At 28.6% G+C, this 21,787-nt stretch carries 17 protein-coding genes; 11 read left to right on the forward strand and 6 right to left on the reverse strand.

Going from position 1 to position 21,787, the window contains the following annotated elements:
* Window positions 1-76: 76 nt before the first annotated feature.
* Genes Q0Y03_RS04985 through agaV form a run of 3 tightly spaced genes read right to left on the reverse strand, consistent with a single transcriptional unit; the run spans window position 77 to window position 2,225 of the window.
* Window positions 77-922 (reverse strand): PTS system mannose/fructose/sorbose family transporter subunit IID, encoded by an 846-nt coding sequence (locus tag Q0Y03_RS04985; RefSeq protein ID WP_297712794.1) that lies wholly within the window; start codon window positions 920-922, stop codon window positions 77-79.
* Complete coding sequence (locus tag Q0Y03_RS04990; RefSeq protein WP_297712737.1) at window positions 912-1,727, reverse strand: PTS sugar transporter subunit IIC; 816 nt, start codon at window positions 1,725-1,727, stop codon at window positions 912-914. The genes Q0Y03_RS04985 and Q0Y03_RS04990 overlap by 11 nt, the downstream gene beginning before the upstream one ends.
* Window positions 1,728-1,748: 21 nt before the next feature.
* Window positions 1,749-2,225: a PTS N-acetylgalactosamine transporter subunit IIB gene (gene agaV, locus Q0Y03_RS04995; RefSeq protein WP_297712739.1), complete on the reverse strand. Its 477-nt coding sequence runs from the start codon at window positions 2,223-2,225 to the stop codon at window positions 1,749-1,751.
* Between the two features lie 365 nt (window positions 2,226-2,590).
* Between agaV and Q0Y03_RS05000 the strand changes: the two genes are divergently transcribed.
* Window positions 2,591-3,757 carry an AraC family transcriptional regulator gene (locus Q0Y03_RS05000; protein ID WP_297712740.1) on the forward strand — a complete coding sequence of 389 codons (1,167 nt, stop codon included), beginning with the start codon at window positions 2,591-2,593 and terminating at the stop codon, window positions 3,755-3,757.
* Between the two features lie 160 nt (window positions 3,758-3,917).
* Here Q0Y03_RS05000 and yajC read toward each other — a convergent pair whose 3' ends face one another.
* From yajC to Q0Y03_RS05015, 3 genes are read right to left on the reverse strand one after another with little or no spacing between them, the layout of a single operon-like run.
* Window positions 3,918-4,196 (reverse strand): preprotein translocase subunit YajC, encoded by a 279-nt coding sequence (gene yajC, locus Q0Y03_RS05005; protein ID WP_297712741.1) that lies wholly within the window; start codon window positions 4,194-4,196, stop codon window positions 3,918-3,920.
* A gap of 2 nt (window positions 4,197-4,198) precedes the next feature.
* A complete protein-coding gene (agaF, locus tag Q0Y03_RS05010; protein WP_297712742.1) occupies window positions 4,199-4,630 on the reverse strand; it encodes a PTS galactosamine/N-acetylgalactosamine transporter subunit IIA in 432 nt (143 codons plus the stop codon).
* A 44-nt stretch (window positions 4,631-4,674) separates the two neighbouring features.
* The gene (locus tag Q0Y03_RS05015) at window positions 4,675-5,853 is read right to left on the reverse strand and encodes an SIS domain-containing protein (RefSeq protein WP_297712743.1); all 1,179 of its coding nucleotides are present in this window, start codon (window positions 5,851-5,853) and stop codon (window positions 4,675-4,677) included.
* A gap of 181 nt (window positions 5,854-6,034) precedes the next feature.
* On the opposite strand from Q0Y03_RS05015, the gene nagA reads away from it, so the two are divergent.
* The 10 genes from nagA to Q0Y03_RS05065 all read left to right on the forward strand — a co-directional run bounded on the left by nagA (window position 6,035) and on the right by Q0Y03_RS05065 (window position 21,740).
* Complete coding sequence (gene nagA / locus Q0Y03_RS05020) at window positions 6,035-7,174, forward strand: N-acetylglucosamine-6-phosphate deacetylase (protein WP_297712744.1); 1,140 nt, start codon at window positions 6,035-6,037, stop codon at window positions 7,172-7,174.
* Window positions 7,175-7,699 (forward strand): hypothetical protein, encoded by a 525-nt coding sequence (locus tag Q0Y03_RS05025; protein ID WP_297712745.1) that lies wholly within the window; start codon window positions 7,175-7,177, stop codon window positions 7,697-7,699.
* Window positions 7,700-7,743: 44 nt separating this feature from the next.
* Window positions 7,744-8,595, forward strand: a complete 852-nt coding sequence (fba, locus tag Q0Y03_RS05030; RefSeq protein ID WP_297712746.1) for a class II fructose-1,6-bisphosphate aldolase — start codon at window positions 7,744-7,746, stop codon at window positions 8,593-8,595.
* A gap of 403 nt (window positions 8,596-8,998) precedes the next feature.
* Window positions 8,999-10,900 carry a discoidin domain-containing protein gene (locus tag Q0Y03_RS05035; RefSeq protein ID WP_297712747.1) on the forward strand — a complete coding sequence of 634 codons (1,902 nt, stop codon included), beginning with the start codon at window positions 8,999-9,001 and terminating at the stop codon, window positions 10,898-10,900.
* A 96-nt stretch (window positions 10,901-10,996) separates the two neighbouring features.
* A complete protein-coding gene (locus Q0Y03_RS05040; protein ID WP_297712748.1) occupies window positions 10,997-15,220 on the forward strand; it encodes a discoidin domain-containing protein in 4,224 nt (1,407 codons plus the stop codon).
* A 465-nt stretch (window positions 15,221-15,685) separates the two neighbouring features.
* On the forward strand, window positions 15,686-17,443 hold the full coding sequence (locus Q0Y03_RS05045) for a helicase-related protein (protein WP_297712749.1): 1,758 nt from the start codon (window positions 15,686-15,688) through the stop codon (window positions 17,441-17,443).
* Between the two features lie 148 nt (window positions 17,444-17,591).
* Window positions 17,592-18,704: an HpcH/HpaI aldolase/citrate lyase family protein gene (locus Q0Y03_RS05050; protein ID WP_297712750.1), complete on the forward strand. Its 1,113-nt coding sequence runs from the start codon at window positions 17,592-17,594 to the stop codon at window positions 18,702-18,704.
* A gap of 25 nt (window positions 18,705-18,729) precedes the next feature.
* Complete coding sequence (locus Q0Y03_RS05055; protein ID WP_297712751.1) at window positions 18,730-19,887, forward strand: phosphoribosyltransferase domain-containing protein; 1,158 nt, start codon at window positions 18,730-18,732, stop codon at window positions 19,885-19,887.
* Window positions 19,888-19,892: 5 nt separating this feature from the next.
* Entirely contained in the window at window positions 19,893-20,972 is a 1,080-nt protein-coding gene (locus Q0Y03_RS05060) for a cysteine protease StiP domain-containing protein (RefSeq protein WP_297712752.1), read from the forward strand.
* Window positions 20,973-21,740, forward strand: a complete 768-nt coding sequence (locus Q0Y03_RS05065; RefSeq protein WP_297712753.1) for a haloacid dehalogenase — start codon at window positions 20,973-20,975, stop codon at window positions 21,738-21,740.
* Window positions 21,741-21,787: the final 47 nt, after the last annotated feature.

Genomic DNA, 21,787 nt, shown 5'->3' on the forward strand with positions numbered 1-21,787 from the left:
TAAAGGGAATAATATTAATAAGTATTTTAATATATGAAAAAGAAGCTGGAAAAATCCAGCTTCTTTAAAGTTATTTCTATTTTGCCCACATTGTGAAGCCACATAAGTGACCAATTAATGCACCAACTATACCTATTACAAGTAAAAGAACTATACAAGTAACTGGTTTCCAACCTTTCTTCTTAAGTAAGAAGAATAGTAATAATGTTAATCCTAGAGGAATCATTTGAGGTAATACACCATCTAATATATCTTGAATAATTATTGGTGATTCACCATTTGGTATTTCAATTGCTAATTTAGTTACACCATAGTTAGATGTTAAAGCACCAACTATGAATATACCTAACATAGAAGCAGCACGAGTAAATTCTTTAGCATTCTTAGTTAATATATCAATTGCTTTAGAACCTAAGTTATAAGACCAGTACATTAACCAATATCTTATACCAAATTGAACAGCATTAAAAATTATTAAGAACAATATTGGTCCAGCTAGAGAACCACTTATAGCCATATTTGCAGTTATACCGGCAGTAATAGGAACTAGAGTAAACCAGAAAATTGCATCTCCAATACCACCTAGGGGCCCCATTGCAGCAACTCTAACGGCTCTGATAGTGTTAGTATCTGCCTTTTGTTGCTCTAAAGAAAGAATTATACCCATAACGAAAGTTATTAGGAATGGGTGAGTGTTAAAGAATTCTAGGTTGTGTTTCATTGACTTTGATAAGTCTTCTTTATTAGTATGGATTTTCTTTAATCCAGGCAATATACCGTATAACCATCCTCCAGCTTGCATTCTTTCATAGTTAAATGAAGCCTGTAAGAATAATGAACGCCAAACCATTTGATTTAAAGTTTTTTTATCAAGTTGTTTAGCTGGAGTTAAATCTTTATATAATGTTGAATTAGATTCCATCTTCGTCATCTCCTCCTCCTACTGGTGCATATGCAGCACTGCTCTTCATTTTTACACTAGTTTGGAAGTCATAGATAGCAATGGCAATTCCTATAAATGCTATGATTAATAGAGCTGAACCACTTAATCCATCTATTTTTCCTATAATAGTAGCAATACCAAATCCAGCAAAGTAGATTCCCCATAAATCGCCTGATAACATAATACGTAAAAGTATTGCAAATCCAACGTATCTCATCATTCCACCAGCAGCGCTTAAACCGTCCATGAACCAAGCGTGCTTTTCAGATAATGCTGTTATAGTTTCACCAGCGGCAGAACCACCGATTAATCCGATAACAACTACTAAAGCAAAGAATAATCCTAATAGACCCATTGCCATGTAGTTAAGATTTTCGATACCTTTTGTATCAGCATTATCAGCATATTTATCAGCTTTTGACATTAATGGAGACATAATTGTGAATAATAAAGTTACACAATATTGTCCCAGTACTGCGAATGGGAAAGCTAGTCCAACAGCAGCAGCCGGTTCTAAGTTAGAAGAAATAGCAAATACAACTGCCATTATTCCACCTATAACAGCATTTGGAGGTTGAGCTCCTCCTACAGGCATGTTTCCAATTGTCATTAATTGATAAGTACCACCAACGATAAGTCCAGTTTGTAAATCATCAAGAATTGCTCCGATAACAGCACCAGATACAATTGGTTGATATAATGATTCCAAGAAACTAAATTGATCTATACCTGCAATAAATGCAAATACTGCAACTAAAAGAATCTGAATAAAATTAAAATCCATATCACGAATCTCCTTTCGTAATTATTTAAAAAGTTTATCAATATTTTCTGCACCTTCAGTAGGAACTCTTCTAATTTCAAGATCTACTCCTAAATCTTTTAGTTTTCTGAATGCTTCAACGTCTTTGTCATCTACAGCAACAGATCCAGCAACTTGTCTCTTACCTTGAGCCATGTGCATATTTCCTATGTTTACCTTTTTTATTGGTACACCACCTTCAACAAGTCTTAAAACATCAGTAGGAGTTTCACATACTATGAATATAAGTTGTCTTTCGCTAGCTTTGTGAATAGTGTTGATAGTTTTTTCGATTGTCCAATAACGAGTAGAAGCATAAGTTGGAGCAGCCATATCCATTAGACCTTGTCTAAGTTTATCACCAGCAACAACATCATTTGCAACTAGAATTAAGTTTGCACCAATAGATCCACACCATTGAGTAGCAACTTGTCCATGAATTAATCTGTTATCTATTCTTGTTAAAACAATGTTTGGCATAATATTCACCTCCTTATAAATTGTTTTGTTATGTTTTTGTAATCAACTCTACAATAATATTATAGAATTTGTATAATATAGAATCTTTAGAATTTTTAACATTTGTTTTATGTTTTTTAACAAACGTTTACATAAGGCTAAAAATATCTAAATATACATTAAATATATATGCAATTAAAATTGAAATATAATATAAAAGTGCAATATAGTATAAAAATGTTAGTAAATTCAAAAATTTGACAAATGATTTTGGTATATTAAAATATAAAATATAAAATATAAATGTATTTTATAAGAGGGTATATGAGGACATGTTGATATTAATAAAATATTAACAAAGTGGTATTTAAGAGAGGAGATTTGCTATGTATGACAAAACATCTAGCATTGAATTTAGAAAATATGGGAGTGTTTATGATGAACTGAAAGATATATCTAGCAAGGAACTAATAAGGAAAAAAGTAATTACTAGTGATAGGGTAATTTCAAGTTTATATAAATTTTCAGAGCCAGTATATATTGAACTTGAAGAAGGAATGGCTTATATATTGATAAGTGAACATAGTGATAGAGATTTTAAGTTGTTTGGGGTGCATAGAAATTTAGAGATAAAACCTAATATGTGTTTTAATATAATTCCAATGACTAAAGAGGTTACATTTAATTTAATAATTTCTAGTAACTATAATATTAAATTGGAATTTTTAAATCCACCATATGTATATAATAGAATATTACCAACTATAAATATCCCAGAAATAATGGCATATTATTATACTATTAAAAGTCCAAATTATAAATTTAAAGGAGAGAAGCATAATGTCTATGAATTAACATTTGTAGATAATGGAAGATTAGATACAACAATAGATGATGTTAATTATACATTAGATTCATATGATCTAATTATTTATGGAAAAAATCAATTTCATACTCAAACTGTAAATAGTGATTCATCTTGTTCATATTTAACAGTATTATTTGATATGGAATGTGATGATGATAGTGCTATTTGTAATAGAGTATTTCATTGTAAAAAAGATCTTTATAAGACAGTAAAAAATTTTGCAAAAAATTTATCTTCCACAGCACCATACGCTCAAAATTTAATTTTAAGTAATTTTCATGAAATAATTATTAGATTATTTCAATATGATTATTCAGGAAGTGAAAATGATAAATTGCCTAAAGAGTCTCATCAACATTTTCAAGATGAGTTATTAGAGGATATACTATCATATATAGATGAAACTATTTGTGAACCAATTGCTATAGAAGATATTTGTTGTAAGTTTGCTATATCTAGATCTTCATTGCAAATGTTATTTAAAAATAATTTAAATATAACTCCAAAGAAGTATATAAATGATTTAAAATTGGCAAAGAGTAAATTATTGATAAAAGAAAATAAATATACTATCAGTGAAATTGCATTTATGTTAGGATTTAGCTCTATACATTATTTTTCTAGGGCATTTACTCAACATTATGAAATAAGTCCTAGTGAGTATGCACAAACTGTATTTAATTAATTGCTCTGTTTTAAACAAGGTTGCCTAATAAAATGTATAAAAGTGGGCAAAGTTATTCTTGATAATTAAATTTGTCCACTTTTATTCTAATGTACAAAAAATTAAAGTTATTCATTAATTGATTTTATCTAATTTATCTATAAATTTTTTGTATAGTTAATTAATCAACACTTTGAATTGCATATCTAGATACTGAAACTATTACATTTTTAGCAATTTCAACTTCTACTATGTCATCTTTAACTTTAATTACTTTCCCGTAAATTGCACTACAGAACATAACCTTCATTCCAGGCTTCAAATCAGAATGTAGATTTTTAAGTTCGGAAGCTTTCTTTTTAATATTTCGTGCTGATATAAATGTTAAAAGTAATGCAGCTATTCCAAGGAGAACTCCTATTGTAATGCATGTCCAAATAATAACTTCCCAATTTATCATAATTAAATACCATCCTCACATTCAATTTCTTCATGTGATATAAGCTCAAATTTAACAACTCCATTTTTACCAACATCTAAGGCTGAATCAGCTAGGGATGACAAATCATTAATAATATTTTTAGTCATAGTTATTTCAAGTGCCATAGGTAAGTTTGTTCCACCTATTACTTGAATGGATTGCTCAACTTCATTATTTAATTCAACTAAAGTTTTGAAAGGTGAACCACCAGCTAAATCTGTAAGAGCTAAAATATCATTACAATTATTTAAATTGTTTAATGCAACTTTATATTTTTCTTTTAAGCTTTCTGTAGAATCTGTTTCTAAAAAGTCAACATATTCTATATTTGTAGTTATACCAGCAATTAATTTTAAAGAACTTTGTAATCCAGTACCAAAATTTCCATGTCCACTAATTATTATTCCTATCATATTATTATCCTCTCTTTCATAAGTTGAAAAACTATTTTCGTTATTTATTTACGAGTATAGTTGTATAATGTAACACCTTTAACAACACGGTTAACTTCTCCGGATGGACAAGGATTATCAGGTGTTATTCCCATTGATAAAGATTTTAATGTTGATAAAGTTTGAGCGAATGTAATATAAGCTAGACCTAATTCAATGTTATTTGGATTTCCAGCAGCATTATAAGCATAGTAGTAATCAGCTAAGGATGCTAATTCATCAGAATGCTTATCTGATACAACAGCTAATTTATTTCCTTTTCTTTGAGAACTTATTTCTTTTATTAAATCTAATTCATATTTATAAGTGAATTCATCATTACTTACATATACTACCGTTAATGTAGAATCATCTATAATTGATTTTGGACCATGTCTAAATCCAAGTGGAGTATCAAATAGTGCAACGGTTTTCCCTGCTGTTAATTCAAGCATTTTTAATGCAGATTCTTGTGATATTCCTTTTAAAGTATTACTTCCTAAATAAACTATTCTTTCAAAGTTATATTCATTAATTATTTTATTTATAGTTTCAAAACCTCCATTTAAGAATCTTTGAGTAGATAAACAAATATTAGTTATTTCTTTTGATTTTTCATCCAAATTATCAAGATTAAAGCAAAGGTATGCAGCTAAGTACATATTACTAAAACTTGATGTCATGGCAAATGATTGATCATGAGTTTCGTTAGTAAGATTTATTGCATAACAATTATCTAAGTCTTCAGCCATTTTTGAAAGAGCACCATTTTTATTACAAGTTACAAATAAATGATAAATATTATCACAAACAACATTAGCAGTTTCAACTGCTCCTATTGACTCAGGAGAATTACCAGAACGGCCAAAACTTATAAGTAGAGTTGGTTTAGTTCTAGATAAATAATTTTCAGGTGTTGCAACTATATCAGTTGTACCATATGATTTAACTTTATAATTAAGTAGTGTATTTAAATGAGAATATAATGCATTACCTACAAATTCACTAGTACCTGCACCAGTTAATATTACATCATAATCCTCTTTAGTTATTACGTTATTTATAAATGATTGTATAGAAATTTTATTAGCTTTAATTTGTTCTAATGTTTTTATCCATGTTTTAGGTTGTTGAAAAATTTCATTTAAAGTAAATGTTGATTTAGTATCTTTCATTTGATTTTCATTGATATTAAAAATCTTCATAAATTTATACCCTCCATATTTTAATTATAGCTATCAAAAGCTTTACTAATTTTAATTATAATTAAGACTCTAACAAATACAATGTAAGTACTAAAAGATATAATATCTATGTTAAAAAGTGCAAATATTGTAACAATAATCTTATGTATAATAAAGGTAATATTAAAAGAGGAGGTATACTATGTTAATACAAAGTAGAAATGTTTGGATAGCAGATCAATTTATTTCAGCTCAAATTGAAATTGATGATAATAAAATAATAAATATCTACAAGTATAATGAAAAAGATGGGGCATATGAATATGGAAATAGGAGAATTGTTCCAGGTTTTATAGATATTCATTGCCATGGTGCATATGGATTTGATACAAATGATGCTAATGAAGAAGGGCTTAGAAATTGGACGAAGAAAATACCAACTGAAGGTGTTACAGCATTATTAGCAACAACTATAACTCAAAGTAGAGAAGTTTTAACCAATGCAGTAGCTAATGTAGCGAAAGTTGTTGAAGAGGGATATGAAGGTGCAGAGATACTAGGTATACACTTTGAAGGACCATATCTTGATATGGAATATAAGGGGGCTCAACCAAAACAGTTCATAGCAAAACCTACAGTTAAAGAATTTCAAACTTATCAAAGAGCAGCAAAGGGATTAATAAAATATGTGACTTTAGCAACTGAGACAGATGAAGATTATGAACTAACAGAGTATTTATATGATAATGGAATAGTTGTAAGTATAGGACATTCAGCTTCTACTTATGAAGAAGCAGTATTTGCCTTTGCTCATGGAGCTAGATCTCAAACTCATGTTTATAATGGTATGACTCCATTTAATCATAGACAAAATGGATTAGTTGGATTTAGTTTAAGAGTTAATGGAATGTATGGAGAAATTATTTGTGATGGTAATCATTCTACTCCAACAGCATTATATAATTTCTTTAATGCAAAGGGACCTGATTATGGAATTATGATTACAGATGCATTAATGGCAAAAGGGTTTGAGCCAGGTTCAAGATTCATTTTTGGTGGAAATGAAATTGAAATATATGAAGATGGTAGTGCTCATTTAGTTAGTACAAAAGGATTAGCAGGTTCAACATTAAGAATGAATGAAGGTCTTAGGATATTAGTAGAAAAAGCTATGGTACCTTTTAATTATGCGATAAATGCATGTACTATTAATCCAGCAAGATGTTTAGGTATTGATAACCGCAAAGGTAGAATAGGTGTTGGATATGATAGTGATTTAGTAGTGCTTAACGATGATTATTCGGTTCATCAAACTTATTGTTTAGGGAAGGCGATGTTGTAAATGAATAAAAATACTGTAGCTTTAGCAGGAAAAAATATTTATCTAGATATGTATGGAGATACAGTTTATTATAACCCATTTGATAAAAATGGATATATTATATCTCCACAAGTTGAGCAGAAATTTAGAGTCATTTATTATAGATATTCTATTATCATAATAGCTTTAATTTTATTAGGAGATTATTTTAAAACACTTCAAAGTACAATTTTAGTTGGTGTTTCAGCTACAGTTATAGCAGAGTTATATTTTAGGGTAATATTTCTAAAAAAATTAAAATCTATAAAAAATTTTAAAAGAGAAAGAAAGCTTTCAAAATTAGAAATTATTATTAATAGCCAGGCAAAAGAGAAAACCATTATGAAATTATGTGCTTATGTGCTTTTAAGCATACTTATAGTTATAAATGCTATACAACAAAATTATAATATGATTTTTATGATTTTAAGTTTCATAGTAGCCATATATGGAATTTATTCAGCAATAATTAATGGGATAGCTTTTAGTAAAATGAAAAACAAATAAAAATTTTTATACAAGATAAGTTTAATGGGAAAGGGAGAGATATTATGGAACTAATTACAACAAAAAATATATTAAAAAGGGCTCAAGAAGGACATTATGCAATAGGTGCTTTTAATGTTGAAAATATGGAGATGGTAATGGCAGTTATAAGTGCAGCAGAAGAAATGAATGCACCTGTAATAATGCAAACTACTCCATCTACAGTAAAATATGCAGGATTAGATTATTTTTTAGCAAATGTAAAGGTTGCGGCAAGTAGTGCAAGTGTACCAGTAGTTATGCATTTGGATCATGGGTCAAGCTTTGATTTAGCGGCTCAAGCATTAAGAGCTGGATATACTTCAATTATGATAGATGGTTCCCATGAAAGTTTTGAAGAGAATATAGCTTTATCTAAAGCAGTTGTAGATATGTGTAAGCCTTCAGGAATTGCAGTTGAAGCTGAACTTGGAAAAGTTGGAGGAAAAGAAGATGATTTAGATGGTGGTGAGGGAGATGCATATACAGATCCACAAGAAGCTAGAGAGTTTGTAGAAAGAACAGGAGTTGACTCATTAGCTATAGCTATAGGTACAGCTCATGGTATGTATAAAGGAGAACCTAAGTTAGATTTGGAAAGGCTATCTGAAATAAGAGATGTTGTATCAGTTCCACTTGTATTACATGGTGGATCAGGAATTCCAGATTCAAAGGTGCAAGAAGCTATCAATAGAGGAATATGCAAAGTAAATTATGCTACAGAACTTAGAATTGCATTTACACATGGAGTTAATGAATATTTAAAAGCAAACCCAAATGAAATAGATCCTAAAAAGTATAATAAAGCTGGGCTTGAAGAAGTTAAGAAGTTTGTAAAAGAAAAAATTCAAGTTTGTGGTTGTCAAAATAAAGCATAAAATATAAAAAGACAAGCTTTTAATTAAAAGAAATAACTAAATATTTAAATAAGGTTGGTGTAAGCTGACCTTATTTTTTTCTTTGGAGAATTATATTAATTTACTGTTAAATGAAAAACCAAAATCCACTTAACTAAAGAAAATGGAGATTATTTTTTATTTACCAATATTTAGAATTAAATAGTTAGAAAATATAAAATAATGAAAAAATATAAAATTTTAACTAGGAAGTGCAAATACTATGAAAGTTAAGTAGTGTATAATCTTTTGTGAAAGCGTTAACATTAGCTTTTTATATATTTGAGTTCTGCAAGTTATAAAATTTATGTATGACTATTAAAATAATGAAAGGAGGAGTAATTATTTAAACTAAAAATTAATATTAAAGTGAAGGGAGAAAGTTATGTTTAATAAACTTAAAAGGGTAGGGGCTACAACATTGGCGGGAGTTATGGCTCTAACATTAATTTCGACTCCATATAAGACAGTAAAGGCAGAGATTTTAGGAGGAAAAGTTCGTGCGACTTATAAAGATGGGAAATTAATAATTGAAAATGACTATATAGGACGTACTTTTTCAACGATTGAAGATAAGTTAAAAACAGAGAAAATTACAAATAAGAGAACAAGTAATGGCTATACTGAATTTATTCCAGCAGAAGGTAGTGAGGAATTTAAAATTAGAGTAACAAAAAAAGACTCAAAGCCTATAGAATTACCAGCTATTTCTAGGGATAAATGGACTGCAACAGCAGATAGTTATCAAAATGAATCAGGGGCTAGTGATGGACCTGCATCTAATCTTATTGATGGAAATGTATCATCAATATGGCATACAAACTACAATGGAGGACAAGGTAGTAAGGAATATCCTTATAATGTATTTTTTAGATTAAATAAAGTTGAAAAATTTCAATCATTCTCTTACACACCACGACAAGAGGGTGAAGGTACTAATGGAAATATTAAGGGGTATGAGCTTTGGGCGGCAACAAGTGATAGTGAACTTACTGTAGATTCTAGTGAATGGACAAAAGTAGCAGAAGGTAACTTTAAGTATGATGGAGTAAATCCTATTTATGTTAACTTAGATAAAGAAGTAAGTGCAAATCAATTAAAATTTGTAGCTACATCTTCAAATAATGGACAAAATTTTGCAGGAGGTGCTGAATTTAATTTACATGAAGAAAAAGCACCAATCGTAGCAAATGATAGAGAGTTTGCTACAAGTAATTTAGAATTAGATGGAGATCCTGTTATTACAGATACTAATGCAACAATAAATAATGTTGATAAAACAGGTAAAAAAGTAACATTTAATTTTGAACCTTATACATTCAAAGGGGTTGAATATACTATTTCTGAAAATATTGTTATGTATGAAGGTGATCACTTTATGCGTAAATATTTAGAAATCAGTGTTCCAGATTCTCAAAAAGCAGATGCGGTAATTGATTATATTGATTTAGAATCAATGAATGTAAATGAAAACGATGCTACATGGACAATACAAACAGATGCTGGTGGTATTGTTGAAATGGATCAGTTTAAAGCAAATCTTGGACAACCAATTTATATTCAAGGAATGTTCTTTGGTTCTGAGTTCCCTTTAACAGATACAGAAATTGTAGATGAAACTGGATATATAAGATATTACTCAGGAAAGTCTTTTGAAAGATTAGGATTAGATAATCAACTTGCTAAAACAGAGGATGGCAGTGCAAAATATGTTACATGGCAAACAGTTGCTGGTGCAGCAAGAAGCACAGAAAATGAAGTTATTCAAGCTGATTTCTTTGAGTATATATCATCTATTGCTACTCCATCTGAGTTCCGTATTCAGTACAATTCATGGTTTGATAATATGATGAGAATTGATGATAAAAATATTCTTGAATCATTTATAGAGGTAGATAGAGAGCTTAACAAGGTAGAGGTTCGTCCTATTGAATCTTATGTAGTAGATGATGGATGGAACAACTATAATGATACTCATGTTCTTGATGAAGTACGTTCTGGTACGTCATTAAATGAAACAGGTTTCTGGGAGTTTAACACAAAGTTCCCTAATGGACTTACTACTTCAAGTGAGCTTGTTAATAAATTTGGAAGTGATTTTGGTATATGGATTGGGCCACGTGGTGGATATAATTTCTATGGGTCATTAGCTGATATTCTTACAAAGAGTGGAAAAGGAAGTAAAGCTGGAGGTTCAATTGATGTTGCTGATCGTGAGTATGTAAAAAACTTTGGAGAAATGGCAGTAGATTGGCAAAATGAATATGGTGTTAATTATTGGAAGTGAGATGGTTTTGTAGACCGTGCACAATATAATGCTTTTCCAGCTGCAGATGGGGTTCCAGGATATGCTAATCGTCATATGACTGGTGGATATCAACATATGTATCATGTAACAGATATGTGGGAAGCATGGATTGATATGTTTGAATTAGTTCGTGAAAATGGACAAGATATAAATAAATTATGGATTTCTTTAACATGCTATGTAAATCCAAGTCCTTGGTATTTACAATGGGCAAATAGCGTATGGCTGCAATGTACTGCTGACCAAGCAGATGCAGGAAGCAGTAGTAGTAAGATGGATCGTCAAATAACTTATCGTGATGCAGCTTATTATGATTTTATAAAGAACCATGAATTCCAATTCCCATTATCTAATATTTACAATCATGATCCTGTATATGGTAAAGAAGGAACAGGAATGGATCTTACTACTGCAACAGATGAGCAATTTAAGAATTATTTATATATGCTATCTACTCGTGGAACTGCATTCTGGGAACTCTATTACTCTGATAGTATTATGACAGAAGGTAAATATGAAGTTACAGGAGAATTCCTTCAATGGGCAGAAGAAAGCTATCGTATGCTTAAAAATTCAAAGATGTTTGGAGGAAATCCTAACACTGGTACTACTCTTAGTGGAAATGGAAAAGGAGAAAACTATGCATATGGATTCTCAGGATTTGATGGAACAGATGGTATAATTTCATTAAGAAATCCTGCTACAACACCTAAGGAAATTACGTTTACTTTTGATCGTACTATGGGGGTAGCAGAAAATGCAGGTAAATTAAAGTATCATTTAGAACATTCATATAATCTTACAGAAGGAACAGATACAACAGGAACACTTGAGTATGGAAAAACATACAAAATCACATTACAACCCGATGAAGTAAGAATTCTTCGTGTATCTAAGGATGGAGACACAACAGCACCTAAATATACAAGAGCTTATACAGATGGGGATAAGACAATTACTGTAAAGTTTAATGAAAAAGTAAATGGTAAATTATTTGAAGTAGAAGGATCAAAAATAGCTTCTATTAATAAGAGTGCAGATGGAATAACATATACTATTAAGTTAACAGAATCGCTTGAAGATGGTAATACTGTAACTATTAAGGCTAAAGATATTAAAGATTTAGCAGGAAATAAATTAGAAGATAAAACAATTACTACAACTTATCATAAAGATAATAAAGTAATTGAAAGTGATACTATAGATGTAAGTGAAGGTAAGAAAATATCAGATGCAGAAAAATCTCTTAATTCAAACAATGGATTTACTGTTTCTGCAACAGTAAAGACAGAATCAAAGGGAAGTACTGTTTCACAAGAAAATGGTTATGATTTAGGAATCAATAAAGATGGAAAAGCATGCTTCACATTAAATGGTGCAACAGCAATATCTGAAGAGGCTATTAATGATAATGTTGAACATGTGATAACTGGTGTAAAAGAAAATAACGGTATTCTAAAATTATATGTTGATGGAGAGCTTGTTGGATCTGCATATAATAAAGAAAATAGATACTTTAAAGTGAATGCTGGAGCAACCACAATTGGAAGTAAAGACTTTATAGGAAAAGTTGGAGTTACTGTATATGATACTGCTTACGGTTATGATGTAGTAAGAGAACTTTCTAACCCAAGTAATGAACGTAAACCTCTAGATACTACCGGAATGACAGTAAGTGTACCAAATACTAGTGAAGGAAATAAGGATAAGATTTTTGATAATGATCCTACAACTTTCTGGACAAGCGCTGAAGTAAGTGATGGTATTACTAAGGGTAATCCATACCTAGAAATTGATCTTAATGGTTCATATATCATTGATAGGGTAGATTATACAAAACGTTTTTACAATGCATCAGAGAATATTTGGAAGTGTACTGGTAACTTACGCGATTATGTTTTAGAAATAAGCAATGATGGTGGTAAAACATGGAGTGAGGTTAAATCAGGAGAAACATTTAAAGATGAATCATTTACTGAAAAGGGAAATGGAGGAACTACTGAAATAACCTTTGATCCAGTTGAAGCTACTAATATTCGTATTAGTGGAACAGAGTCTTATCACTGGCAAGCTGAAAATGTTAATAAGTTTATGACTGTTGGTGATATTAAGGTTTTCGGAGAGAAAGAAGTATCTACTAATCTTGCATTAAATAAAGAGGTTATTGGTAAATGGACAAAAACTAATGAAAATGTAAATGTAAATGGAGATAAACCATTATCAAATGCAGTTAATGGTAATAAGACATTAAATGACTATGCGGATTTTGGAAAAGATGATAGTAAAGATTCTTCTTATATTCAAGTTGATCTTGGTAAAGTTAGTGATGTTGAATCTATTAACCTATACCGTTACTGGAATGGTGGAAGAAGATACAATGGAACTGTTATAGCATTATCTGAAACAGAAGCTTTTGATAATCCTGTAATAGTTTATAATTCAGATGCTGAAAATGTACATGGATTAGGTGTAGGAACAGATTCTACTTATGCAGAAACTGAAGCTGGAAAAGCAATTAAATTGAAGGAAGTAACAAAAGCAAGATATGTACGTGTTTATATGCATGGAAGCAGTGCAGGTGATACAAATCATATAATAGAGCTAGAAGTTATGGGAAAACAAAATAGGGATCCAGAAGTATCTATTGATATAACTACTTTAATTGATAGACTTACTGAACTAAATGAGGTAGATACTACTAATGCTACAAAAAATAGTGTAATAGAGTTCAATAAATTAATGAAAGAAGGATATGACTTATTATCAAATGTTAAGACAGAAGAAGATATTGATAATATGCTTGCTAAACTAGAAAATGCAGAAGAAATTTTAGTTAATACAAGTGAACTTAAAACAGCTATTAAAGAAGCAAAAGATGTTGTAGCTATAAAGACAACTAGTAGTGCTAAAGAATTAATTTCTAAAGTAGAAGAAGCAGAAGCTTTATTAATTAATGGAACTACAGAAAGTATCAAAACAATAATTGAAGAGTTAAATGTGGCTAAATCAAGCGATAAACTTGTTGATCGTGGTAACACAGAAGAATTAGCAGATTTAATAGAATCTTATGAAGCATTAAAAGAATCAGATTATACTAAAGAGTCATGGGATTCATATAAGGCTAAACTTGATGAAGCAGTTGCTATTGTTAAAGATAATAGCAATAGTTCACAAGCAGATGTAGATGCTGCAAAAACAGCTCTTGAAAGTGCAAAAAATGCCCTTGTAGAAGCTCCTGTTGTAACAGAAGTAAATAAGGATGAACTTAAGAAGGCTATTGAGAAAGCTGAAAAAGTAGATGAAAACGCTTATACAAATACATCTTATGATGTTATGAAAGCTGCATATAATCGTGCTATAGAATTTATGAATAGTAATACTGTTACACAAGATCAAGTTAATGAAGCAACAAAGTCATTAGAAGATTCATTAAATGCACTTGAAAAACGTGCAGATGTGACAGAAGCAGAAAAGCTTTTAACTAGTATACAAAAAGAAAATCTTAAAGCGGATGAATATACAGAAGAAAGTTGGAACACATTTGAAAAAGCTAAAGAATATTTAGAAGCAGCAGTTAAAGATAATTCTGATATAAGTGAATCTAAGATTAATGAGCTTATTAAAGCACTTAATGATGCAAAAGACAACCTTGAGAAAGCATATCCAAAGGTTGATAAATCAGAACTTGAAAGCTTATATAACGCAAATAAAGATAAGAAGGATGAAGGTTATACAAGCAGTAGTTGGAATACGTTCCAAAATGCATTGAAAATAGCTGATGCAATCCTTAAAAATGAAAATGCAACACAAGAACAAGTTAATAATGCTTTAGATAGTTTAGTAAAAGCAATTGATGAATTAGAAGAAAAACAAGAGGAGCCACAAACAGAAGAAGTAAATAAAGATAAGTTACAAGAGTTGTATGATGCAAACAAAAATAAAAAGCAGGATAATTATACAGATGCTTCTTGGAATATATTTAATACTTCTTTAAACGAAGCAAAGGCGGTACTAGATAATAGTAAAACTACTCAAGAGGAGGTTGATAAAGCTTTAGCTAATTTAGAAGAAGCTATTAAGAACTTAAAAGAAAAGACTAAAGATCCATCAACTAATACAAATCAATCAGGAAATAATTCAGGTGGACAAGAATCTTGTAAAAATAATTCTAATACGAATAATTTACCACAAACAGGAGGAACTAATTCTATAGTAGTAGCATTAGCTTCTATAGTATTAATAGTTATAGGAACATTCTTTTTATTTAATAAAAAAAGAATAAATAATAATGTTAAATAGGATATAAGCTAAATAAGGAGCAGCTAGAAAGTTATTAAATAATACCTTTCTAGCTAGCTCTTATATTTTTTATAAGTAAAAATAAAAACGTTCCTAGAATATATACCGGGGGAAGGTATTTTCTAGGAACGTTTTTAATGGGGGAAAATTTATTTAATACTTTATGATTAAAGTATAGTATATAAATTTGTCAATTGTGTTTCAATTTAATGAAGTTGATGTGTTTAAATTAATATAAGAATTGTACTTGGGTAATAATGTAAAGTGATTTATAATAGTTTTATATTAAGGAATGTAAACAAGGAAGTAATTATTAAGTAAGAAATTTATTAATATTGTATTCGTTAGAAGAAAATGATTAATAGCTCAAGGAATAGCAAAGGCTATAGATATAGATGTTATAGAATTTAAAATAGAAAAATAATTATGTAATAAAAAGAATTAATAGTATATCGGAGGAAGTAAATGAAAAAGAATGCAGCATTAAGAGAATTTAAAAAATTAAAAAGTCAAATAAATCAAATAGAAGAAATAGTACATCATTCTAAGGTAGGAGCATTAATAGAACAAGAAACTTCTATTAGAAAGAAGATTAGATTACTTAAAGAAATGGAAAAGGAAGGGTTTAAGGAGTATCAAGATGTATGTGATAGATATGAAGAAATACTAGAAGATGCTTCTAAGAGAATACTTGAAGATTATAATAAAAAAAATAATACTGATTTTGATTTTTATGAAGTAGTTAGAGGAAATTATAATACATTTTTAAATTCAGGTGTTATGACAGTTCTTACTAAACAACATGTACCAAAGCTTATTGGGGAAGCTTTTGAAGAGGCATTCCCAGACAATCCAAAAGATGAATATATGGTAACAAGAAGAATGAAAAGAAAAATATACATTCATCTTGGAGATACAAACACAGGAAAAACTTATAATGCAGTAGAAAGACTTAAAACAGCTAAAAAAGGCGTATATTTATCTCCACTTAGAATTCTTGCCTTAGAGAACTATGATAAATTAAATAATGAAGGCATAGTTTGTGATTTGATGACAGGGGAGGAAGAAATAATAAAAGAAAATTCAACACATGTTTCTTGTACTATAGAAAAGGTTAATTTAAAACAAAGCTATGATATTGCTGTAATTGATGAAATTCAAATGATTAATGACACGCAAAGAGGAATAGCATGGAGTAGAGCAGTTTTAGGGCTTAGATGTAATGAAATTCATATTTGTGGTGCAATGAATGCTAAGGAATTATTAATTAAAGTATTAGAGGATTGTGAAGATGATTATGAAATTAAGGAATATCATAGAAATATACCTTTAATAGTTGAAACTAAAAATTTTAGTTATAATGATGTTCAAGAAGGAGATGCTATTGTAGTATTTTCGAAAAAGAGAGTATTAGAAATAGCACAAGATTATTCAAATAAAAATATAAAAACTAGTATTATTTACGGCGATTTACCACCAGAAGTTAGAAAGATGCAATATGAACAATTTATAAATAAAGAAAATAAAGTTTTGGTAACAACAGATGCTATTGGAATGGGTGTTAATCTGCCTATAAGAAGAATAATATTTATGGCTATAAGAAAGTTTGATGGGGAAGAGGTACGAGAATTAACATCTCAAGAAGTTAAACAGATTGCGGGAAGAGCAGGTAGAAAAGGAATATACGATACAGGGTATGTTGCTGGAGTTTCAGATACTCACAATTTTATTAGTAGAAAGTTAGAAGTAAAGGATGAGATTATAAAGCAGGCAGTAATAGGTCCATCAGAAGCAATTTTAACTATAAAAAGTTTACCGCTGAATGAAAAATTAGTGCTATGGAAAACTAGAGAATCAAAGATAGACTACTATACAAAGATGGATATAAGTGAATATCTATTAATATTGGAGAAAATAAAGAGATATAAGCTTAAAGAAGAATATCAATGGGATCTATTAAAAGTTCCTTTTGATGTTGCAAGTGATGAGCTTATGAACAAATTTTTAGAGTATGTAGATGAAATTTTTGTTGCTAAGTTAGATGAAATAACAAAGCCTACATGTTTTACAGGAAACCTTGATGATTTAGAAATTTATTATCAAAAAATTAATATGTATTATTCTTTCTCTAAGATATTTAACTTAAAGTTTGATGTGGATTGGGTATACTCAGAAAGACTTAGAGTTAGCCAAGATATAAATGAAATTTTAGTGAAAATATAGGATTATAACTATCTCAAAATTATATTTTTTAATTTTGAGATAGTTAATTTTTATGTAGTTTAATATTTATATAATTATTTTGTTATAATTATATAGGAATTAACTATCACAAAAGTAATTAATAGGTATTATAAAGGAGTATTAACAATTGAGATATTTAAATGAATATAAAAAAGATCTATTCTATAAAGAACCAATAGAGTTTAATAAGAATTCTAATAAGGATATATTAAAATATGCAGTAGGCGCTAATTTATATATGAATGGAGAAAAAAATTTTTATGAAAAGATAATTAATGGAGATTTTAATGAGTTAGGTACAATTTCTATTTGTTTTGAGGATGCAACTAGGAATAGTGAGGTTGAGGATGCTGAGAACAATGTAGTTAAAATGCTGGATGATTTAGCAAATTATATTGAGAATATAGATGTTATAAATAATATTCCCCTTATTTTTTTTAGAGTGAGAAATTATAATCAATTTCTTAGATTCACTTCAAAATTAAAAGCTGATCATTTTAAATATATTACTGGATTTATTTTTCCGAAGTTTGCAACTGAAAATTCAATAGCTTATCTTGAATACACAAAGGAGCTTTCAGAAAAGTATAATGAAGTTCTATATGCTATGCCTATTTTAGAAAGTGAGGGGATTATTTATAAAGAAACTAGGATCCAAGAATTAATTAATATAAAAGAAGTAATAGATGATTATTCAGATATTATTTTAAATATTAGAGTTGGGGGTACTGATTTTTCTTCTAAATTTGGATTGAGGAGAAGTATTGATTCAAGTATTTACAATATAAGAGTAGTCTGTGATTGTTTAATTGATATTATAAATATGTTTTTAAGAGATGGACAGGACTATGTTATTTCAGCACCAGTTTGGGAATATTTTTCTGAAGATATAAAATCTAGAGAAGTTTGTGGATTGATAAATGAAATAAAAAGTGATAAAGAAAATGGGTTTTGTGGTAAAACAATAATTCATCCAAGTCAAATTAAATATGTAAATTCATTATATACAGTTACTTATGAGGAATATATAGATGCTAAGGTTATAATTGATTCTCATAAAGATGGAGGAGTATTTAAGGGTTACGGTGGAAATAAGATGAATGAGGTAAAACCACACTTTAATTGGGCTAAGAAAGTTATGAGTAGAGCTGAAATCTTTGGGGTGTTAAAAGAAGGAGTATCAAATGAGGATTTATATAAGGAAGATAATTTTAGTAGTAAATCTATAGAAGTATTATAAAAAGGATATTAAAGAGGATTGGACTATGAGTGTAGATATTAATATAAGAGAAAATAAATATAATTTAAATTTAAATGACTTAATAATAATGGGAAAAAGAATTAACAATAATAAAAGAAATTTTTTATTTATAAGTAAGGTATTAGGAAAACATATTGAAGCTAAGCCGAAGGTATGTAAAGAAATAGGCTTGAAGTTAGCTAGATTAATTTTTGATAAAGAAGAAAAAAGCTATAAAAATAATGAAAAAATATGTGTAATAGGATTTGCTGAAACAGCAACAGGGTTAGGAATGGCTGTAGCATCATATATTAAAAATTGTTATTATATCACTACTACTAGGGAATGTATAACAGAGTTAAAATCTATTTTTAAATTTGAGGAAGAGCATTCCCATGCAACAACACATAAATGTTTTCCATTAGATAAGGACAAGCTTGTTAATTCAGAAAAAATAATTTTAGTAGATGATGAGATAACAACTGGTAAATCCATGATAAATATAATAAAAGAATTAAAAAAGGTTACTAATGCAAAAAAATTCATTATATTAAGCATTTTAGATTGGAGAAATGAAGAGCATAGAAAGGCATATGATTATTTAGTTAATGAAGAAAATATTAATGTAGAAGTTTTATCCTTAATATCAGGAGATATAAAAGTAAGGGATATAACTACCTATATAGATACTAATGATGAAGTAATAAATGATACTGCTGATGTTTTAAATTATAATGTTTTAGATAGAGTTGACTTAAAGACAAGCTATGAAAAAGAAGTTGAAAGTTATTTGTTACATACAGGAAGGTTTGGAGTTGAATTTAGTGAAATAGAAGCATTAGAAAGTAAGTGTAAATATATAGCTAATAGACTTCAAGGTTTAATTGGATGTAATGAAAAAATACTAGTATTAGGACATGGAGAAAATATATATATTCCTTGTAGAATAGCATCTTATATAAAGGGAGATGTTTATTTTAAGAGTACTACAAGAAGTCCAATTTATTGTGAAGATGTTGATGGTTACCCTATAAAAGAAAAACATGTATTTTATCATAAAGGAGTAAAGTATTATTTTTATAATAAAAGTGAAATTGAAAAAAAGTATGATAAGGTAATTTTGATAACAGAAGATGATTTAAATATTAAATTAACAAACAATATTATTATAGTAAGGGTTTAGAGATTGTGGAGAATATAAATTTAGTCAAACATAGTTATAAAGAAGATTGTATATTTTTACTTAAGGATTTAACTGATAAAATAAAGGAAATTACAATAGAAGAAAAAGAAGAGTTGATAAGAAGTGGAGTAAATTATTCGGAGATTATTTCAAAAGAAAGTATACCAAGTGAAGATATTAAAAATATATTTCTTAATATTTTAAATAGGGATAAGAAGGTAATTGCATATTATGTTGCAAAGATAGCGGAAATAATATATAGGAAAAAAGGTAATGAGCTAGTAATTGTTTCTTTAGCTAGAGCAGGAACCCCTTATGGAATACTAATTAAAAGATATTTGAAGTTTAAATATAAAGTAGATATACCACACTATAGTATATCTATTATAAGAGGTAAGGGAATAGATTCTAATGCATTAAAATATATTTTAAGTGAACATAAGGAGGCAAATATACAGTTTGTTGATGGATGGACTGGGAAAGGCTCTATAACAAAAGAATTAAATAAATCTGTAGATATTTTTAATAATGAAAATAAAGCTAATATAGATAGTTCATTAGCTGTTATTTCAGATCCGGCAAAGTTATGTAAAGTATGTGGTACAAGAGAGGACTTTGGAATAGCTACATGTTGTTTAAATTCAACAGTAAGTGGATTGATAAGTAGAACAATTCATAATGAAAGGTACATTGGTAAGGATGATTTTCATGGAGCCAAGACTCTATATTATTTAAGTAATGAAGATTATTCACAATATTTTATTGATGAAATAAGTAATGAATTTAAGAATATAAGTATTGGTTATGAGGATTTGACTTTAGAAATTGAAGATAAAGAGTATTCAATTAAGGTTGTTAATAAGATAAGAGAATTATATGATGTTAATAATATAAATAATATTAAGTTAAGTGTAGGAGAGTCAGCTAGAGTTTTATTAAGAAGAGATCCTAGAATCGTATTAGTTAAAAATAAAAATGATAAAAATGTAGAGCATATACTTAAGTTAGCAGAGGAAAAAGGAGTAAAAGTTATTGAATATAAAGATAGTGACTATAATTGTATTTCAATAATTAATGAAAGATAAATGGAGAAGATATTTTTTATTACTGATTTAGATAGAACAATAATACATTCTAAACATAGCGGTTATAGATGCGTTGAAAAGCTTGGTTATAAGGAAATAACATATATGACTGATTATGCTTATGAGAAGTTACAGGAGTTATTAAAAAGAGAAGAGTTTATTTTTATACCATGTACTATGAGAAATATCAATCAAACATTAAGAGTTGATTTTATAAGAAGTTATAATCCGAAAATTATAATATGTACAAATGGAGCTCAAATTTATATTAATGGAAAACTTGATGAAGTTTGGGACAAGCAAATGAAATCTCTATGTGATAAAAATGAATTAGATAAAAATATTAAATATCTTGAAAATTTAAAAGAAGAATATAAGGAACTTATAGGGATTATAGAAGTAAGAAATATTGAAGATTTTTATATTACTGTAAAGTGCGTAGATTCAAATGAAGCAGATAAATTTTACAATATAATAAGTAATAGCTTTGATAAAAGTATTAATGTTTTAAAAATAGAAGCTAAAATATTTATTATTCATAATAGAATAAATAAGGTATATGCAGTGGATTATATTATTGAAAGATTTAATATAAAGAAATTAATTACATCTGGTGATACAGAGGTTGATAGAGAATTCACTAGTAGAGGAATAACAATTTTACCTAAGCATAGTTCTTTCAAATATGAAAAAGCTATAATAACAGAAAAAAGCAAAATACATGCTACAGAAGAGATTTTAGATTATATAGAAGAAATTATTGGATAAAAGGTAAAATTAATGTGCTAAAGCAAGGAAAATGTTGAAAGGAAAGT

It is taken from the genome of Clostridium sp., from assembly GCF_026168755.1.
Lineage (GTDB): Bacteria > Bacillota > Clostridia > Clostridiales > Clostridiaceae > Clostridium.